15 protein-coding genes are annotated in these 15,353 nt (G+C 72.3%); 7 read left to right on the forward strand and 8 right to left on the reverse strand.

Features of this window, described 5'->3' with window-relative positions:
* Positions 1-21: 21 nt before the first annotated feature.
* The gene (locus tag KUM38_RS17715) at positions 22-1,419 is read left to right on the forward strand and encodes a GntP family permease (RefSeq protein ID WP_217130341.1); all 1,398 of its coding nucleotides are present in this window, start codon (positions 22-24) and stop codon (positions 1,417-1,419) included.
* 63 nt (positions 1,420-1,482) lie between these two features.
* Here the strand turns inward: KUM38_RS17715 and KUM38_RS17720 are convergent, their stop codons facing one another.
* From KUM38_RS17720 to KUM38_RS17735, 4 genes are all read right to left on the reverse strand, one after another.
* A complete protein-coding gene (locus KUM38_RS17720) occupies positions 1,483-2,106 on the reverse strand; it encodes a cytochrome b/b6 domain-containing protein (RefSeq protein ID WP_217130342.1) in 624 nt (207 codons plus the stop codon).
* Positions 2,090-2,845, reverse strand: coding sequence for a molybdopterin-dependent oxidoreductase (locus KUM38_RS17725; RefSeq protein ID WP_217130343.1), 756 nt, complete (start codon positions 2,843-2,845; stop codon positions 2,090-2,092). Before KUM38_RS17725 ends, KUM38_RS17720 begins: the two co-directional genes overlap by 17 nt.
* A gap of 75 nt (positions 2,846-2,920) precedes the next feature.
* Positions 2,921-4,462 (reverse strand): APC family permease, encoded by a 1,542-nt coding sequence (locus tag KUM38_RS17730; RefSeq protein ID WP_217130344.1) that lies wholly within the window; start codon positions 4,460-4,462, stop codon positions 2,921-2,923.
* A 66-nt stretch (positions 4,463-4,528) separates the two neighbouring features.
* Positions 4,529-5,479: a hypothetical protein gene (locus tag KUM38_RS17735; RefSeq protein WP_217130345.1), complete on the reverse strand. Its 951-nt coding sequence runs from the start codon at positions 5,477-5,479 to the stop codon at positions 4,529-4,531.
* A gap of 256 nt (positions 5,480-5,735) precedes the next feature.
* Here KUM38_RS17735 and KUM38_RS17740 point away from each other — a divergent pair, with 256 nt between their 5' ends.
* From KUM38_RS17740 to KUM38_RS17750, 3 genes are read left to right on the forward strand one after another with little or no spacing between them, the layout of a single operon-like run.
* Positions 5,736-6,257, forward strand: a complete 522-nt coding sequence (locus KUM38_RS17740) for an NUDIX domain-containing protein (protein ID WP_217130346.1) — start codon at positions 5,736-5,738, stop codon at positions 6,255-6,257.
* Between the two features lie 59 nt (positions 6,258-6,316).
* On the forward strand, positions 6,317-6,709 hold the full coding sequence (locus KUM38_RS17745) for a DUF202 domain-containing protein (protein ID WP_217130347.1): 393 nt from the start codon (positions 6,317-6,319) through the stop codon (positions 6,707-6,709).
* 5 nt (positions 6,710-6,714) lie between these two features.
* Positions 6,715-7,047: a DUF202 domain-containing protein gene (locus KUM38_RS17750; RefSeq protein WP_217130457.1), complete on the forward strand. Its 333-nt coding sequence runs from the start codon at positions 6,715-6,717 to the stop codon at positions 7,045-7,047.
* Positions 7,048-7,167: 120 nt separating this feature from the next.
* Here KUM38_RS17750 and KUM38_RS17755 read toward each other — a convergent pair whose 3' ends face one another.
* Positions 7,168-8,094, reverse strand: coding sequence for an NADP-dependent oxidoreductase (locus KUM38_RS17755; protein WP_217130348.1), 927 nt, complete (start codon positions 8,092-8,094; stop codon positions 7,168-7,170).
* A gap of 197 nt (positions 8,095-8,291) precedes the next feature.
* Between KUM38_RS17755 and KUM38_RS17760 the strand changes: the two genes are divergently transcribed.
* Positions 8,292-9,314: a phosphotransferase family protein gene (locus KUM38_RS17760; RefSeq protein ID WP_217130349.1), complete on the forward strand. Its 1,023-nt coding sequence runs from the start codon at positions 8,292-8,294 to the stop codon at positions 9,312-9,314.
* A 6-nt stretch (positions 9,315-9,320) separates the two neighbouring features.
* Positions 9,321-10,535: an acyl-CoA dehydrogenase family protein gene (locus KUM38_RS17765; protein ID WP_217130350.1), complete on the forward strand. Its 1,215-nt coding sequence runs from the start codon at positions 9,321-9,323 to the stop codon at positions 10,533-10,535.
* A gap of 60 nt (positions 10,536-10,595) precedes the next feature.
* Here the strand turns inward: KUM38_RS17765 and KUM38_RS17770 are convergent, their stop codons facing one another.
* Genes KUM38_RS17770 through KUM38_RS17780 form a run of 3 tightly spaced genes read right to left on the reverse strand, consistent with a single transcriptional unit; the run spans position 10,596 to position 13,652 of the window.
* A complete protein-coding gene (locus KUM38_RS17770; protein ID WP_217130351.1) occupies positions 10,596-11,189 on the reverse strand; it encodes a TetR/AcrR family transcriptional regulator in 594 nt (197 codons plus the stop codon).
* Between the two features lie 28 nt (positions 11,190-11,217).
* Positions 11,218-12,882 carry a class I adenylate-forming enzyme family protein gene (locus KUM38_RS17775; protein ID WP_217130352.1) on the reverse strand — a complete coding sequence of 555 codons (1,665 nt, stop codon included), beginning with the start codon at positions 12,880-12,882 and terminating at the stop codon, positions 11,218-11,220.
* Entirely contained in the window at positions 12,879-13,652 is a 774-nt protein-coding gene (locus KUM38_RS17780) for an SDR family oxidoreductase (RefSeq protein WP_217130353.1), read from the reverse strand. Before KUM38_RS17780 ends, KUM38_RS17775 begins: the two co-directional genes overlap by 4 nt.
* 168 nt (positions 13,653-13,820) lie before the next feature.
* Here KUM38_RS17780 and KUM38_RS17785 point away from each other — a divergent pair, with 168 nt between their 5' ends.
* On the forward strand, positions 13,821-15,074 hold the full coding sequence (locus tag KUM38_RS17785) for an exo-beta-N-acetylmuramidase NamZ domain-containing protein (RefSeq protein ID WP_217130354.1): 1,254 nt from the start codon (positions 13,821-13,823) through the stop codon (positions 15,072-15,074).
* Positions 15,075-15,353 lie beyond the last annotated feature (279 nt).

Raw genomic sequence — 15,353 nt, forward strand, 5'->3', positions numbered from 1 at the left:
CCGTACACACAAGGAACCACCGTGACCAGACTCAGCGTTGAGATGCTGGCAGCGGACGCACCCGAGCCGATCACCTCGGCCGGCCACGCCCAGCTGGGCATCGCCGTGCTCCTGGGCATCGCCGTCATCGTCCTGCTCATCACCAAGTTCAAGCTGCATGCCTTCCTGTCGCTGACCATCGGGACACTGGCGCTCGGCGCGTTCGCCGGAGCGCCGCTCGACAAGGTCATCACCAGCTTCAGTGCCGGACTCGGCTCCACCGTCGCCGGCGTGGGCGTGCTGATCGCTCTCGGCGCGATCCTCGGCAAGATGCTCGCCGACTCCGGCGGCGCCGACCAGATCGTCGACACCATCCTCACGAAGGCGAGCGGCCGTTCCATGCCGTGGGCGATGGTGCTGATCGCCTCGGTGATCGGTCTGCCGCTGTTCTTCGAGGTCGGCGTGGTGCTGCTGATCCCGGTGGTGCTGATGGTCGCCAAGCGCGGCAACTACTCCCTGATGCGCATCGGCATCCCCGCGCTCGCCGGTCTGTCCGTGATGCACGGTCTGGTGCCGCCGCACCCCGGTCCGCTGGTCGCGATCGACGCCGTCGGCGCCAACCTAGGTGTGACGCTGGCGCTGGGCGTGCTCGTCGCGATACCGACGGTCGTCATCGCCGGTCCGCTGTTCTCGAAGTACGCCGCCCGCTGGGTGGACGTCCCGGCCCCGGAGCGGATGATCCCGCAGCGGCCCTCCGAGGACCTGGAGAAGCGTCCGAGCTTCGGCGCGACGCTGGTCACGATCCTGCTGCCGGTCGTGCTGATGCTGGCCAAGGCGCTGGTCGACATCGTCATCGACGACCCCGAGAACAGCGTGCAGCGCGTGTTCGACGTGATCGGCTCCCCGCTGATCGCGCTGCTCGCGGCCGTGCTGGTCGGCATCTTCACGCTGGGGATGCCCGCCGGGTTCAGCAAGGAGCGGATCTCGTCCCTGGTCGAGAAGGGGCTCGCGCCGATCGCGGGCATCCTGCTGATCGTCGGCGCGGGCGGCGGTTTCAAGCAGACGCTGATCGACACCGGTGTGGGCCGGATGATCCTGGACATCTCCGAGGACTGGTCGATCCCGGCGCTGCTGCTGGCCTGGCTGATCGCGGTGGCGATCCGGCTGGCGACCGGTTCGGCGACCGTGGCGACCGTCTCGGCGGCCGGTCTGGTGGCGCCGCTGGCGGCCGACATGTCGACCACGCACGCCGCCCTGCTGGTGCTGGCGATCGGTGCGGGTTCGCTGTTCTTCAGCCATGTCAACGACGCCGGCTTCTGGCTGGTGAAGGAGTACTTCGGGCTGAACGTCGGCCAGACGATCAAGACCTGGTCGATCATGGAGACGATCATCTCGGTGGTCGCCGGTGCCCTGGTGCTGCTGCTGTCGCTGATCATCTAGCCGGAGACCGGACGCGTACGGCCCACCCGCTCCCCCTCGGGGCGCGGGTGGGCCCGTGTCGTCTCAGGGGCGCCACAGCGGGTGTTCGCGCTCCGCCCAGTCGCGGCCGACGGAGCCCGTGCGCATGCCGCGGCGGGCCTCGGGGTCCGCCAGGGCCATGCCGATGTGCCCGGCGAGGACGATGCCGATGGTCAGCGCCAGCCAGTCGTGGACGAAGGTCGCGCTGGTGCGCCACACCAGCGGGGTGAGGTGGGTGAACCACATCAGCAGTCCGGTGCCGAGCATCACCAGTGTGGCGCCCGCGATCCAGGCCGCGTAGACCTTCTGGCCGGCGTTGAACTTGCCGGCAGGGCGGGACGAGGGGCGTCTGTCGCGGCGCAGGGCGGCCCGCAGCCAGACGCGGTCGTGCGGGCCGAAGCGGTTGAGGCGCCCGAGGTCGGCACGGAAGGCGCGGGAGGCGAGAGCGGCGAGGACGGGGACGGGCAGGGCGAGTCCGGACCACTGGTGGAGGGTGACGACGAGGGCGCGGCGGCCCACCAGCTGGGCGAGCTGGGGGACGTAGAGGCAGGCGGCCGTGACCACGCAGACGCCCATCAGCGCGGCCGTGGCGCGGTGCGCCCACCGCTGGGCGCGCCCGAAGCGGCGCACGGCGGTGGCGGCGGGCGGGGCGTCAGCTCGTGGGCTCATCGTCGCGTCCGTTCGAGCGGCCGACCCAGGCGTCGACGTCGTAGCCGCGCTCCTCCCAGTAGCCGGGTTCGACGTCCTCGGTGACGGTGATGCCGGAGAGCCACTTGGCGGACTTGTAGAAGTACATCGGGGCCACGTAGAGGCGGACCGGGCCGCCGTGGGCGTGGCCGAGGTCCTCGTCCCGCATGCGCAGGGCGACCAGGACGTCCGCGCGGCGGGCCTGGTCGAGGGTGAGGCTCTCGGAGTACGCGCCGTCGAAGCAGGTGAAGCGCACCGCGCCGGCTGAGGGGCGCACTCCCGCGGCGTCCAGGAGCCGGGACAGGCGCACCCCCTCGAACGGCGTCTCCGGCACCCGCCAGCCGGTGACGCACTGGACGTCCCGGACCGTGCGGGTCTGCGGCAGGGCCCTCAGTTCGGCCAGGGTGTAGGTGGTGGGGCGGTCGACGAGGCCGTCGACCGTGAGGCGGTAGGTGTCGGCGTTCTTCCGCGGGACGGAGGAGGTGACCGAGTAGTAGCGGAAGCCGCCGCCGTTGGGGAGGAGTCCGGTCAGGCCGGTGGGGTCCTTGTCGGCGGCTCCGGCGAGGAAGGATTCGAGGCCGCGCTGGAGGGTGGGCGCGGTGACCACGCCGAGGGCGCCCAGGCCGAGGGTGCCGAGGAGGACGCGGCGGCCGACGGGCCTGCCCCGCGCGTCCTCCTCGTACGGGACGGGGCCGTCTTCCGGCGGCTGTTCGGAGTTCACCCCTCCATTCGAGCACCCGCGTCCCCGCCGGACCAGGGAGCGCGGGTGCCCGTCAGACTTCCGTAACACCGTGTCCTACGAGGTGCGCTCGGCCTCCTTCTCCAGCTGGAACGCCTCGTTGCCGAGCCCGATGCGGGCGTGCTTCTCGGGGGCGCGGGCGCGCAGGACGGCGCCCTGGACCAGGCCGGTGACCAGGGCGAGCCCGATGATGCCGGGGAGGACCCAGCTCAGCGAGGAGTCGGGTCCCGCGCCGACCAGGACGTCGAAGTCCCTGACCGTGTAGCCCGCGATGACGACCAGGGCGATGCCCGCCAGCGCGGAGGTGACCAGCCGCCAGCTCTGCGCGCCCGCGGCGCCGCGCCGGACGAAGAAGACGACGACGGACAGGGAGGCGATGGCCATCAGCACGATCACGCCGAGCGCGCCGACGTTGCCGCCCCAGGTGAACAGGTGCAGGACCGGCGCGGTCGGGTCGCCGGTCGGCTTGTCGTCGGTGAGCGCGAAGGCGAGGACGAGCACGGCGGCGATGACGGTCTGGAGCAGGGAGCCGGTGCCGGGGGCGCCGCTGGTGCCGGTGGTGCGGCCGAAGGCGGCGGGCAGCAGGCCCTCGCGGCCCATGGCGAAGGCGTACCGGGCGACGACGTTGTGGAAGCTGAGCATGGCCGCGAACATGCCGGTCACGAAGAGGACGTGCAGGACGTCGGTGAAGGTGCCGCCCAGGCGGTCCTCGGTGAGGAAGAAGAGCAGTCCCGCGCTCTGCTCCTGGGAGGCGCCGACGATCCCGGCCGGTCCGGTGGCGACGGTGAGCGCCCAGCTGCTGAGGGCGAAGAAGACGGCGACACCGGTGACCGCGAGGAACATCACGCGCGGCACGAGCACGTGCGGCCTGCTGGTCTCCTCGGCGTAGACGGGGGCCTGTTCGAAGCCGAGGAAGGCGGCGATGCAGAAGCACAGGGCGGTGCCGACGCCGGCGCCGGTGAGCGTGTCCGGGTTGAAGGCGTGCAGCGACAGGCCCTCCTTGCCGGGGTCGGCGACGGCGGCGACGTCGAAGACGACGACCAGCAGCACCTCGATGACCAGCAGCACGCCGAGCACGCGCGCGTTGACGTCGATCTTCAGCCAGCCCAGCGCGCCGACGGCGAGCACGGCCACCAGCGCCGGTATCCACCAGGCGACCTCGAGGTCGGCGTAGGTGGCGAAGAGGCCGGAGACCTCGAAGCCGAAGATGCCGTAGATGCCGACCTGGAGGGAGTTGTAGGCGACGAGCGCGACGAGCGCGGCGCCCGCTCCGGCGGTGCCGCCGAGTCCGCGGGAGATGTAGGCGTAGAAGGCGCCGGCGTTGTGGACGTGCCGGCTCATCTCGGCGTAGCCGAGGCTGAAGAGGACCAGTACGACGCCGAGGGCGACGAAGAGCAGCGGCTGGCCGACGATGCCCATCACCGCGAATGTGGTGGGCATGACACCTGCGACCACCATGAGGGGGGCGGTCGCGGCGAGGACGGAGAGCAGCAGGCCCCCCGTGCCGAGGCGGTCGGCGCGCAGGGCGCGCTCCCGCCCCTTGAAGGTGCTGATGCCGTCGGCTGTCGCTCTGCTCGTGCGGGAACTGTCCGTCGTCATCGAGAGGCCGTCCTTGGTCGGTTGTGGTGGTGACGGGCGGGTGCGGGGGCGGGTGGGGGCGTGGGGTCAGGCCGTGCCCAGGGCTGCGGCGCGGGCGGTGCGGAAGGCGGTCAGGGCGTCACGGTCGGGGTACGACCAGGGGGCGGGGGTGGCGTGGTCTCCGATGCGGTGGAAGAGGGCGGCGGCCTCGGCGCCCCTGCCCTCGCAGACCTTGGCGTGGGCGAGGAAGTTGAGGTCGACCAGGCGGCGCGGGTGGCCTTCGTGCTCCCACTCCAGCCACCAGTCGAAGGCGGCCTTCAACACCTGCCGGGCGCGGCGGCCGACCCAGTGGCCGGAGGCGACCGGGTCGGCGGGTTCGTGTCCGGCGGCGGCCAGGGTGCGGTAGCGCTCGGCGTGCGCGATGACCGGCAGGACCGCCAGCGGCGAGTCGGCGGGTGCCTGCTCGGCGGCCCAGTTGGCGAAGTCGTACACCTCGTGCAGCGGGTCCGGGCCCGCCTCCACACGGCGCTCGGCGAGCCAGGCGACCACCAGGTGGTGGGCGTGGTGGTGGTCCGCGTACCGGGCGCGGATCTGCTCGAAGATCCGCACCACGTCCCCCTCGGCCCCCTGGGCGCACTCCAGCAGGAGCAGTCCGAGCCAGGGGGTGGGGTCGGCGGGCACGAGCTCCGCCGCCCGGCGGCAGACCTCGCGGGCACGGGCCGGTTTCTCCTTGCCGCGCAGCGCGCGCCGCACCTGGGCCAGGGCGAGCAGCACTGACGCGTCACCGGAGTCGGGTTCGGCGAGCAGCCACTCGCGGGTCCAGGCGGCGCAGTACGGCTCCCCGGCGAGCACCGTGATCCGGTGGTCCCGGCGGTCCCAGTCCTCCCCCGTGCGGACCAGCAGCGAGCGGGTGCTCTGCCATCGGCCCTGCGCCAACGCGGCCCGCGCGGCGGCGAGTTCGGCGTCGTCGAGGGCCTCGTCGAAGGCCTGTGCCGCACGTCTGCGGGCACGGCCGAGGGGAGGCGGGGGTGGGGGCACCGCGGAACTTCCTCACGCGCTCTTCTTGTGGTCGCCGGCTCACGGCGGGCGGTCGGTACGGCAGTGGTCGGCTGCCGAACGCCATGGGCTGATCACTCACAGCAAACCGTCAGCCGACGGATCGCGTCAAGGGCACCCCATGCGTTACTCGCGTCAACTGCGTTCACGAACCGGCCACTTGTGACGTCCGAGGCAGGAAAGCCGCCCGGGTGGGGTGAGCGGTCGGGCATGGGCCGGCCGCTGCTTGGATGGCCGTATGAGTGCTGAGGAGATCATCGACATCGTCGACGAGAACGACCGGGTGGTCGGGCGGTCCCCGCGCGGGGAGGCCTACGCACGAGGGCTGCGCCACCGCTGCGCCTTCATCCTGGTCCGGGACGCCGAGGGGCGGATCTTCGTGCACCGCCGCACCCCGGTCAAGCAGGTCTTCCCCTCCCTGTACGACATGTTCGTCGGTGGGGTCGTCGGCGCGGGCGAGGGCTATGACGAGGCGGCGCTGCGGGAGGCCGAGGAGGAACTGGGCGTGAGCGGGCTGCCGCGCCCCGAGTACGTCTTCACGTTCCTGTACGACGACGGGGCGGGCCGCAGCTGGTGGTCGGCGGTGTACGAGGTGCGCTGCGACCGGCCCGTACGGCCGCAGGCGGAGGAGGTGGCCTGGTGGGACTTCCTGTCGGAGGCGGAACTGGAGCGGCGGCTCGGTGAGTGGGAGTGGACTCCGGACGGACTGGCGGCGTACGAGCGGCTCAAGGCGTACCGGTCGGGGCGGGCGGAGAGCTGAGCAGTCCCTCGCCACCGGTCGTCGGCCCGGCGCGGGAGCGGCCCCGATAGGGTCGCGGCGTGATCGACTTCATGCGGAACATCCGGTTGTGGTTCGCGCCCGGCGAGGTGCGGCGGGAGGGCGACACGCCCGACTACCGGTTCTCGCTGGCGAACGAGCGGACGTTTCTCGCCTGGTTGCGCACCGCGCTCGCGTTGATCGGTGGCGGGTTCGCCGTGGACCAGTTCCTGCCGGATCTGCGCTGGGGGTGGCGGGTCGGGCTGGCGCTGGCGCTGCTGGCCGCGGGGGCGTTGTGCGCGTTGCGGGCGGTCAACCACTGGGTGCGGTGCGAGCGGGCGATGCGGCGGGGGGAGGATCTGCCGGTGTCGCGGTTTCCGGCACTGCTGAGTCTCGTGGTGGCGGTGGTGGCCGTGGCGATGGTCGCCGTGGTGCTGTTCGGGTGGGACGGGTGAGCGGGGTGGCGGCGGCGGGCCGGGGCGCGGAGCGGGATCCGGGGCTGCAGCCCGAGCGGACGCGGCTCGCGTGGCGGCGGACGACGTTGTCGGCGACGGTCGCGGCGGTGCTGGCCGTGAAGACGGCGCTGGCGGGTGGGGCCTCGGCGGTCGGGGTCGTCGCGTGTGTGTTGTGTTGTGGTTGTTGGGTGGGGTTTCTGTGGGTCGCCCATCGGCGGATCCGGGGGCTGGCGGCGGTGAGTGAACCGGGGGCGCTTGTTCCGTCGTATGCGGCGGTCGCGGTGATCTGCACGGTGGCCATGGCCGGGTGTGGGGCGGTGCTTGTCGGGTCGGGGTGAGGTGGGGTGGTCGGTGGGTTTTTCGCCCCCGCCGCCCCTTCCCGTCCCGTCCCCGGGGGCTTCGCCCCCAGAGCCCCTTGTCGGCCTTCGGCCTCGTCCTCAAACGCCGGACGGGCTGAGTCAGCCCACCGTTACCACGATCTTGCCCCTGGTCCGGCCCTCCTGGTTCAGGCGGTGGGCGTCCGCCGCCCGTTCCAGGGGGAAGGTCTCCGAGACGTGGACGGTGACCGTGCCCTGGTCCGCCAGGTCGGAGAGGTGCCGGAGGTCCTGGGGGTCGGGGCGGACGAACCAGTAGCGTCCGCCGTAACTCACCACCTCGGGGTCGGTGATCGAGACCAGGCGCCCCTCGGGCGCCAGGAGGTTCGCGGAGGCCTTGAGGGCGTCGCCGCCCACCGAGTCGAACACCGCGTCCACGCCTTCGGGCGCCAGTCCCCGTACCCGTTCGGTCAGGCCCTCGCCGTGGCTCACCGGTTCCCCGCCCAGTCCGCGTACGAAGTCGTGGTTGCGCTCGCTCGCCGTACCGATGACCCGGGCGCCGAGGTGGGCGGCGAGCTGGACGGCGACGGATCCGACGCCGCCGGCCGCGGCGTGCACCAGGAGGGTCTCGCCCCGCTTGACCTCGAGGACGCGGTGCAGCACCTGGTACGCGGTGAGCCCCACGAGCGGGAGGCCGGCCGCCTCCTCGAAGGACAGGGCGCTCGGCTTGCGCGCGAGGGCGCGCACCGGGGCGGCCACGTACTCGGCGAAGGTGCCGCGCGAGAGGACATCCTCGCGCACGTAGCCGATGACCTCGTCGCCGACGGCGAACTCCGGTACGGCGGGACCGGGCTGGACGACCACGCCCGAGACGTCCCAGCCGGGGATCACCGGGAACACCGGCTGGAGGATCGCGTCGAGATGGCCTTCGCGGCACTTCCAGTCGACCGGGTTGACGGCCGCCGCCCGCACCTTCACCAGCACCGAGTCGGGGCCGATCCTGGGATCGTCGACCTCCCCGAGTTCCAGCACTTCGGGGCCGCCGTACCGGGAGTAGCTGATCGCCTTCATGGGTCCGACCCTCCGGGGTCCGCACGCACGGTGCAAGCCGAATGACCCGATATACGCCATTCGCGTGGCGGCCGGACGGGGTACGGGCGCCACGAGCGCCTATCGTGGCTCCGATCACGTTCGGCCGCCGCTCTGGACGACATACCGACCGGTCGGCATCATAAGGCGGGTACTGTTTCCTGCCCGTAGGAGCGACGATGAGCCCCGACCACCCGCCCGGACTCGATCTCGACCGGCTGCGCGGCCTGCTCGAACGGGAGCGGCCCGGCCTGGTGAACGGCCCGCTCACCGGCCGGCTGATCGAGGGCGGCAGGTCGAACCTCACGTACGCGGTCTCCGACGGCGGCTCCCGGTGGGTCGTACGGCGTCCCCCGCTCGGCCATGTCCTGGCCACCGCGCACGACATGAAGCGCGAGCACCGGGTGATCAGCGCGCTGCACCCGACCGCCGTGCCGGTGCCGCGCACCGTGCTGCTGTGCGAGGACGAGGAGGTGCTCGGGGCGCCGTTCTACGTCATGGACTTCGTCGAGGGCACTCCGTACCGGACGGCCGGCCAGCTCGCCCCGCTCGGCGCCGAACGCACCCGGGACGCGGTGCTGAACCTGGTGGACACGCTGGTCGAGCTGCACGCGGTGGAGCCCGGCGAGGTGGGGCTCGCGGACTTCGGCCGCCCCGAGGGCTTCCTGGACCGGCAGCTGCGGCGCTGGGGCAAACAGCTGGACGCCTCCCGCAACCGGGAGCTGGCCGGGATCGACGAGCTGCACGCGGCGCTCGGGCGCGAGCTGCCCGTCTCCCCCGCGCCCGCCGTGGTGCACGGCGACTACCGCCTCGACAATGTGCTGATCGGGGAGGACGACGCGATCAAGGCCGTCCTCGACTGGGAGATGTCCACGCTCGGCGATCCGCTGACGGACCTGGGGCTGCTGGTGATGTACAGCATGCCGCTGGGCATGCCGGACTCCCCCGTCTCCACGACCGCCGAGGCGCCCGGGCACCCCACGCCCGCCGAGCTGATCGAGCGGTACGCCGCGCGGTCGGGGCGCGACGTCTCCGCGGTCTCCTGGTACACGGCGTTCGCCTGGTTCAAGCTCGCCGTGATCCTGGAGGGCATCCACTACCGCTACACCCTGGGCCAGACGGTCGGGCGCGGCTTCGACCGCATCGGCGATCTGGTCCCGGTCTTCATCCGGCACGGTCTGACCACTCTTCAGGAAGGCTGACGGACCATGGACTTCGCGTTCGACGCGCGCACCGAGGAGCTGCGCGCCAGACTGCTCGCCTTCATGGACGAGTACGTGTACCCGGCCGAAGCGGTCGCCCACGAGCAGCGTGCCGGGCTGGACTCGCCGTGGGAGAACGTCCCCGTGGTGGAGGAGCTGAAGGCCGAGGCCCGTCGGCAGGGGCTGTGGAACCTGTTCCTGCCCGACTCCGAGTACGGTGCCGGGCTCACCAACCTCCAGTACGCGCCGCTCGCCGAGATCATGGGCCGGTCCCCGCAGATCGCCCCCACCGTCACCAACTGCGCCGCGCCCGACACCGGGAACATGGAGGTGCTGGCGCAGTTCGGCGACGAGGCGCAGAAGAAGCAGTGGCTCCAGCCGCTGCTGGCCGGTGAGATCCGTTCGGCGTTCGCCATGACCGAGCCGGAGGTGGCCTCCTCGGACGCCACCAACATCACCACGCACATCGAGCGGGACGGTGACGAGTACGTCGTCACGGGCCGCAAGTGGTACATCTCCGGGGCGATGCACCCGGACTGCAGGATCTTCATCGTGATGGGCAAGACCGACCCGGACGGGGCGGACATCCGCCGTCAGCAGTCCATGGTCCTCGTCCCGCGCGACACGCCGGGCGTCACCGTCAAGCGCGCCATGCAGGTGTTCGGTTACGAGGACCACTACCACGGCGGGCACGCCGAGGTGGTCTTCGACCACGCGCGCGTGCCGGTGTCGAACCTGATCGGTGAGGAGGGCGGCGGTTTCGCCATCGCGCAGGCCCGGCTCGGTCCCGGCCGGATCCACCACTGCATGCGGCTGATCGGCATGGCCGAGCGGGCCGTCGAGCTGATGTGCCGGCGGGCGGTGTCGCGTGACGCCTTCGGCAAGACGCTGGCGCAGCAGGGCGTGGTGCAGAACTGGATCGCCGACGCGCGCGTGGCGGTCGAGCAGCTGCGGCTGCTGGTGCTGAAGACGGCCTGGATGATGGACACCGTCGGCAACCGGGGCGCCCACACGGAGATCCAGGCCATCAAGATCGCCACCCCGCGCACCGTCGTCGGCATCCTCGACCGCGCGATCCAGCTGTACGGCGCGGGCGGGGTCAGCCAGGACTTCCCGCTGGCCGAGCTGTACGCCGGAGCCCGCACGCTGATGATCGCGGACGGCCCGGACGAGGTGCACCAGCGGTCGCTGGCGCGCCGGGAGCTGAAGAAGTACCTGTAGTCCCCGAACGTCCTGTGGCCCGCCGGTACCACCGGCGGGCCACAGGACGTGAAGGCGTCCTCAGGGGCGCAGGGCCCGCAGCAGCAGGTCCGCCAGGTGGTCGGCGACCTCCTGCGGGCTGAGCGGGCCGTCGGGGCGGTACCAGGTCGACAGGTGGTGCACGGAGCCGAAGTGGTAGTCGACCACCAGGTCGGCCGGGGTCGCCGTGGAGAAGACGCCCTCGCGCTGGCCCTCCTCGATCAGCGCGCGGAAGCGTTCGTGGTAGCGGCGGCGCTCGGCACGCACCTGCTTGTTCTTCTCCGGGCCGAGGTGGTGCATGGAGCGGAAGAAGATCGACGCGTCGTCGAGGTTCTCGATCGTGGTGACGACGACGTCGGCCGCCGCGCCGCGCAGCCGCTTCTCGATCGGCTCGTCGGCGTCCGCGAAGTGGTCCAGGCGTTCCTGCTGGAGGCGCAGCACGCGCGCGTACACCTCGTGCAGCAGGTCGTCCTTGGAGCCGAAGTAGTGGTAGAGCGCCCCCTTGGTGACGCCGGCCGCCTCGACGATCTCCTGCACCGAGGTGCGGTCGTAGCCCTGCTCGGCGAAGAGCCGGGTGGCGGCGGCCAGGAGCCGCTGCGGCACAGGAGTCCCGTCACCGTCCGTCGTCCTGGGCACTGCCGCCACCCGCCTTTCCGTGTCGCTGCTAGTCGTCGTGGGTCAGGGAACGCAGTTCCCTCCGGAGGATCTTCCCACTGGCCGTCTTCGGCAGGTCCGGCAGGATCTCCACCTGGCGCGGGTACTTGTAGGCGGCCAGTCTCTCCTTGCAGTACGCGGCGAGCGCGTCCGGGTCCGTGTCGGCGCCGGGGCGCAGGCTGATGAAGGCCTTGACGGTCTCCCCGCGGTATCCGTCGGGCACGCCCACGACGGCCGCCTCGCGCACCGCCGGGTGCGTGTAGAGCACGTCCTCGACCTCGCGCGGCCACACCTTGAAACCGGACGCGTTGATCATGTCCTTCTTGCGGTCGACGACGTACAGCCAGCCCTCGGGGTCCATGAAGCCGATGTCGCCGGTGCGCAGCTCGCCGTCCGGGAAGGTCTCGGCGGTGGCGTCGGGCCGCTGCCAGTACCCGGGCACCACCTGCGGGCCGCGCACGACGATCTCGCCCTGCTCGCCGAACGGCACCTCCTCGCCCCGGTCGTCGACGATCCGTACGACGGTGTCGGGGCCCGGCACGCCGACGGCCAGCGTGCCGGAGGCCTCGTCGACCGGCGCCTCCAGGTGCGGCGGGACGGAGGCGCAGGGGGCGGTGCACTCGGTCAGCCCGTAGCCGTTGCGGATGTACGGCCCGAAGCCGGCCCGGAACTTCTCCACCAGGGCGGGCGGCAGCGGGGCGCCGCCGGAGGAGATCACCCGGAAGGAGGAGAAGTGGTCGCGGCTCACGCCGGGGTGGGCGGCCAGCGCCATGAAGGCGGTGGACGGGCCGACGGTGTAGTGCGGCCGGTGCTCGGCGAAGGCGTCCAGGACCGTGCCCGGCTCGAAGCGGTACGCCAGGACGAGGGTGCCCGCGCTGTTGAGGCAGGCGCCGAGCTGGCAGACCATCCCGGTGATGTGGAACAGGGGCGCCAGCGCGAAGTAGACCGGCGCCTCGGGCAGGCCGAGCCCCGTGCGCTGCCGCTCGGCGTTGTACATGATGTTGCGGTGCGTGTTGGTGGCGCCCTTGGGGGTGCCGCTGGTGCCCGAGGTGTAGCTGATCAGCGCGGTGTCACCGGGGGCGGGGTCGCGGTGCTCAGGAGCCGGCCGGCCCCGGCGGGCGGCCGTGGTGAGGTCGTCGGCGTCCGGGGCCCCCGGGAGCCGCTCGAAGGTCAGCACGCGCGTGTCGCCGCGGGTCTGGAAGTCCAGCTCGCAGCCGGTGAGCACGATCCGCACGGGCGAGCCGGCGGCCGTCTCGCGCAGGTACGACTCCCAGGCGCGGTCGGAGCAGATCAGCGCGGCCACGTCGGCGTCCCGCAGGACGTGCGTCACCTCGCCCGACTTGTACATCGGGTTGACGGGCACGACGACCGCGCCCGCCTTCCAGGCGCCGAGCAGGGCGAGGACGAAGAGCGGGGAGTTCTGCAGCAGGACCGCCACCCGCTCGCCGCGCTCCAGGCCGCGCGCGGCGAGGTGGCCGGCGAGGGAGTCGCTGAGCTCGTCGGCCTCGCGGTAGGTCAGGCGGCCGTCGAAGTAGGCGAGGAAGGTGCGGTCGGGGGTCTCGGACACCGCGCGGCGCAGGGCGTGCACCAGGGAGTCGGCGGGCTCCAGGGGGGCGCGCTGGGCGTCGGTGAGGAGGGCCAGCCAGGGCTTGTCGGCGTAGCGGGAGGCGGTCACCGGGTCGCCTCCCACTGCTGCTGGACGCGGTTCATGCCGGAGAGCCAGCGGTCCGGCTCGGCGGCGCGGGCCCGGTAGTACTCGGCGACCTCGGGGTGGGGCAGGATCAGGAAGCGGTCCTCGTCCATGCCGCGGAAGAGGGCGTCGGCCACGTCCTCCGGCTCGATCGCGGTCGGCTTGAGGACCAGGTCGCCCGCGCTGCCGCTGGCGTCGAGCATGTCGGTGCGCACGCCCTGCGGGCAGATCGCGTGGACCTTCACCCCGCGGTGCCGGTACGTCAGCGACAGCCACTCCGCGAAGGCGTAGGCGCCGTGCTTGGTGACGCTGTAGGGGGCGGTGCCGATCATGGTGAGCAGTCCGGCGGCGGAGACGGTGGAGACGAAGCGGCCGCTGCCGCGCTCCAGCCAGTCCGGGAGCAGGGCGTGCGCCGCGCGGACGTGCGCCATGACGTTGACGTCCCAGGAGAGCGCCCAGCCCTGCTCGTCGAGCGGTTCGCCGGGCTCCCCGCCGTTGCGGCCGACGCCCGCGTTGGCGCAGTACACGTCGACCGTCCCGCCGAGCGCTTCCCGGGCCTCGGCGACGATCGAGGAGGCGTCGCCCGCGACGGCCAGGCCTCCGATCTCCTCGGCGACCGCCTTCGCGCGGTCGGCGTCCAGGTCGTTGACGACGACCCGCGCCCCCCGGTCGGCGAAGCGGCGGGCGAGCGCCGCCCCGATGCCGCCCCCGGCTCCCGTGACGACCACCTTCGCACCCTGCACGGCTTGCACCATCGGTCTCCTTCGACGCGGCTCCCAGCGGCTACCGGCGTCAGACTAACCGGTCGGTATGCCCGGTGGAAGGGGTGTTCCGCGCGGGGTCGGTCCGGTTCGTTCCCCGGGGCGGTCACGCGCGCTAGCGTGCGTGCGCATGACACCCGCCACGATCACGGAGGTCACCGCATGAAGCTGTCCAGACGGAGCCTGCTCGCCACCACCACGGCCGCGGTCGCGGCCGGTGCCGCACCGGCCGCCGCCGCTTCCGGCCCGGCGACGCAGGGGGGCGGGCGGGGGCTGCGCACCGGGTTCGAACGGCTCGCCGCGGACGGCTACGCGCTGCTCGACGGGCGGCGCGTGGGCGTGGTCACCAACCCGACGGGCATCACCCGGGAGGCGCGGCACATCGTCGACGTCATGCACGCCGACGACCGGGTGGCCCTGACCGCCGTCTTCGGACCCGAGCACGGCTTCCGGGGCACCGCCCAGGCGGGCGGCTCGGAGGGCCGCCACGACGATCCGGCGACCGGTCTGCCCGTCTACGACACGTACCTGAAGAGCGGTCAGGCGCTCGCCGACGTCTTCACGGCGTCCGGTGTGGACACGGTCGCCTTCGACATCCAGGACGTCGGCGCGCGGTTCTACACGTACATCTGGACACTGTTCGACTGCATGGAGGCGGCCGCGCTCGCGGGCAAGAGGTTCGTCGTCCTGGACCGGCCGAACCCGGTGACCGGACGGGCCGCGCTGGGCCCGGTGCTGCACAAGGAGTTCGCGACGTTCGTCGGGCGGCAGCCGATCTCGCAGGCGCACGGGATGACGGTGGCGGAGCTGGCGCTGCTGTTCAACGGGGAGTTCCTGACGGCTCCGGTGCCGCTGGAGACCGTACGGATGTCGGGCTGGCGGCGGTCGGACTTCCACGACGCCTCCGGGCTGCCGTGGGTGCCGCCGAGCCCGAACATGCCGACGCCGGAGACGGCGCTGGTGTACGCGGGGACGTGCCTGTTCGAGGGGACGAACCTGTCGGAGGGGCGCGGGACCACCCGGCCGTTCGAGCTGCTGGGCGCCGAGGGGATCGACGGCCGCTGGGCGGAGGGGGCGAACGCGCTGGGGCTCGCGGGCGTGCGCTTCCGGGAGGCGTACTTCGCGCCGACGTTCTCCAAGTTCCAGGGGAGGACCATCGGGGGCGTCCAGCTGCACGTGCACGACCGGGAGGCGTTCGACCCGGTGCGGACGGGGATCGGGCTGCTGATCACCGCCAAGCGGTCGTGGAGCGGTTTCGCCTGGCGTGCGGACCACTGGATCGACAAGCTCACCGGCTCCGCGCGCGTGCGCACCATGATCGACGCGGGCGCGGACACGGACGAGGTGGTGGCGGGCTGGCAGGAGGAGCTGGCGGCGTTCCGGAGGATGCGGCGGGAGTACCTGCTCTACCGCTGAGAGCGGGCGGTACGGGACGGCGGCGGGCGGCGGCCCGCCGCCGTTTTGCGTCGGGTGTGCATATCGGCGGGGTCTTCAGGAACCCGTGGAAGCCGCCGGGAGTTCTCAGGCTGACGAGGAGGGGCCTCTCCCCCGAGGGGAGGGCACGGAGCGGGTTACCGCCGGTATCCCCGTGTACGACCACAACTGAAGCAGGGATCACGGGAGTTGCCCCGTGAGTCCCCGCGGCCGGCTGATGGGGGCCATCGAAAAAAGGATGGAGCCGATTCGCGTGTCGAT

The organism is Streptomyces sp. AC558_RSS880 (genome assembly GCF_019049255.1).
Classification (GTDB): Bacteria; Actinomycetota; Actinomycetes; order Streptomycetales; family Streptomycetaceae; genus Streptomyces.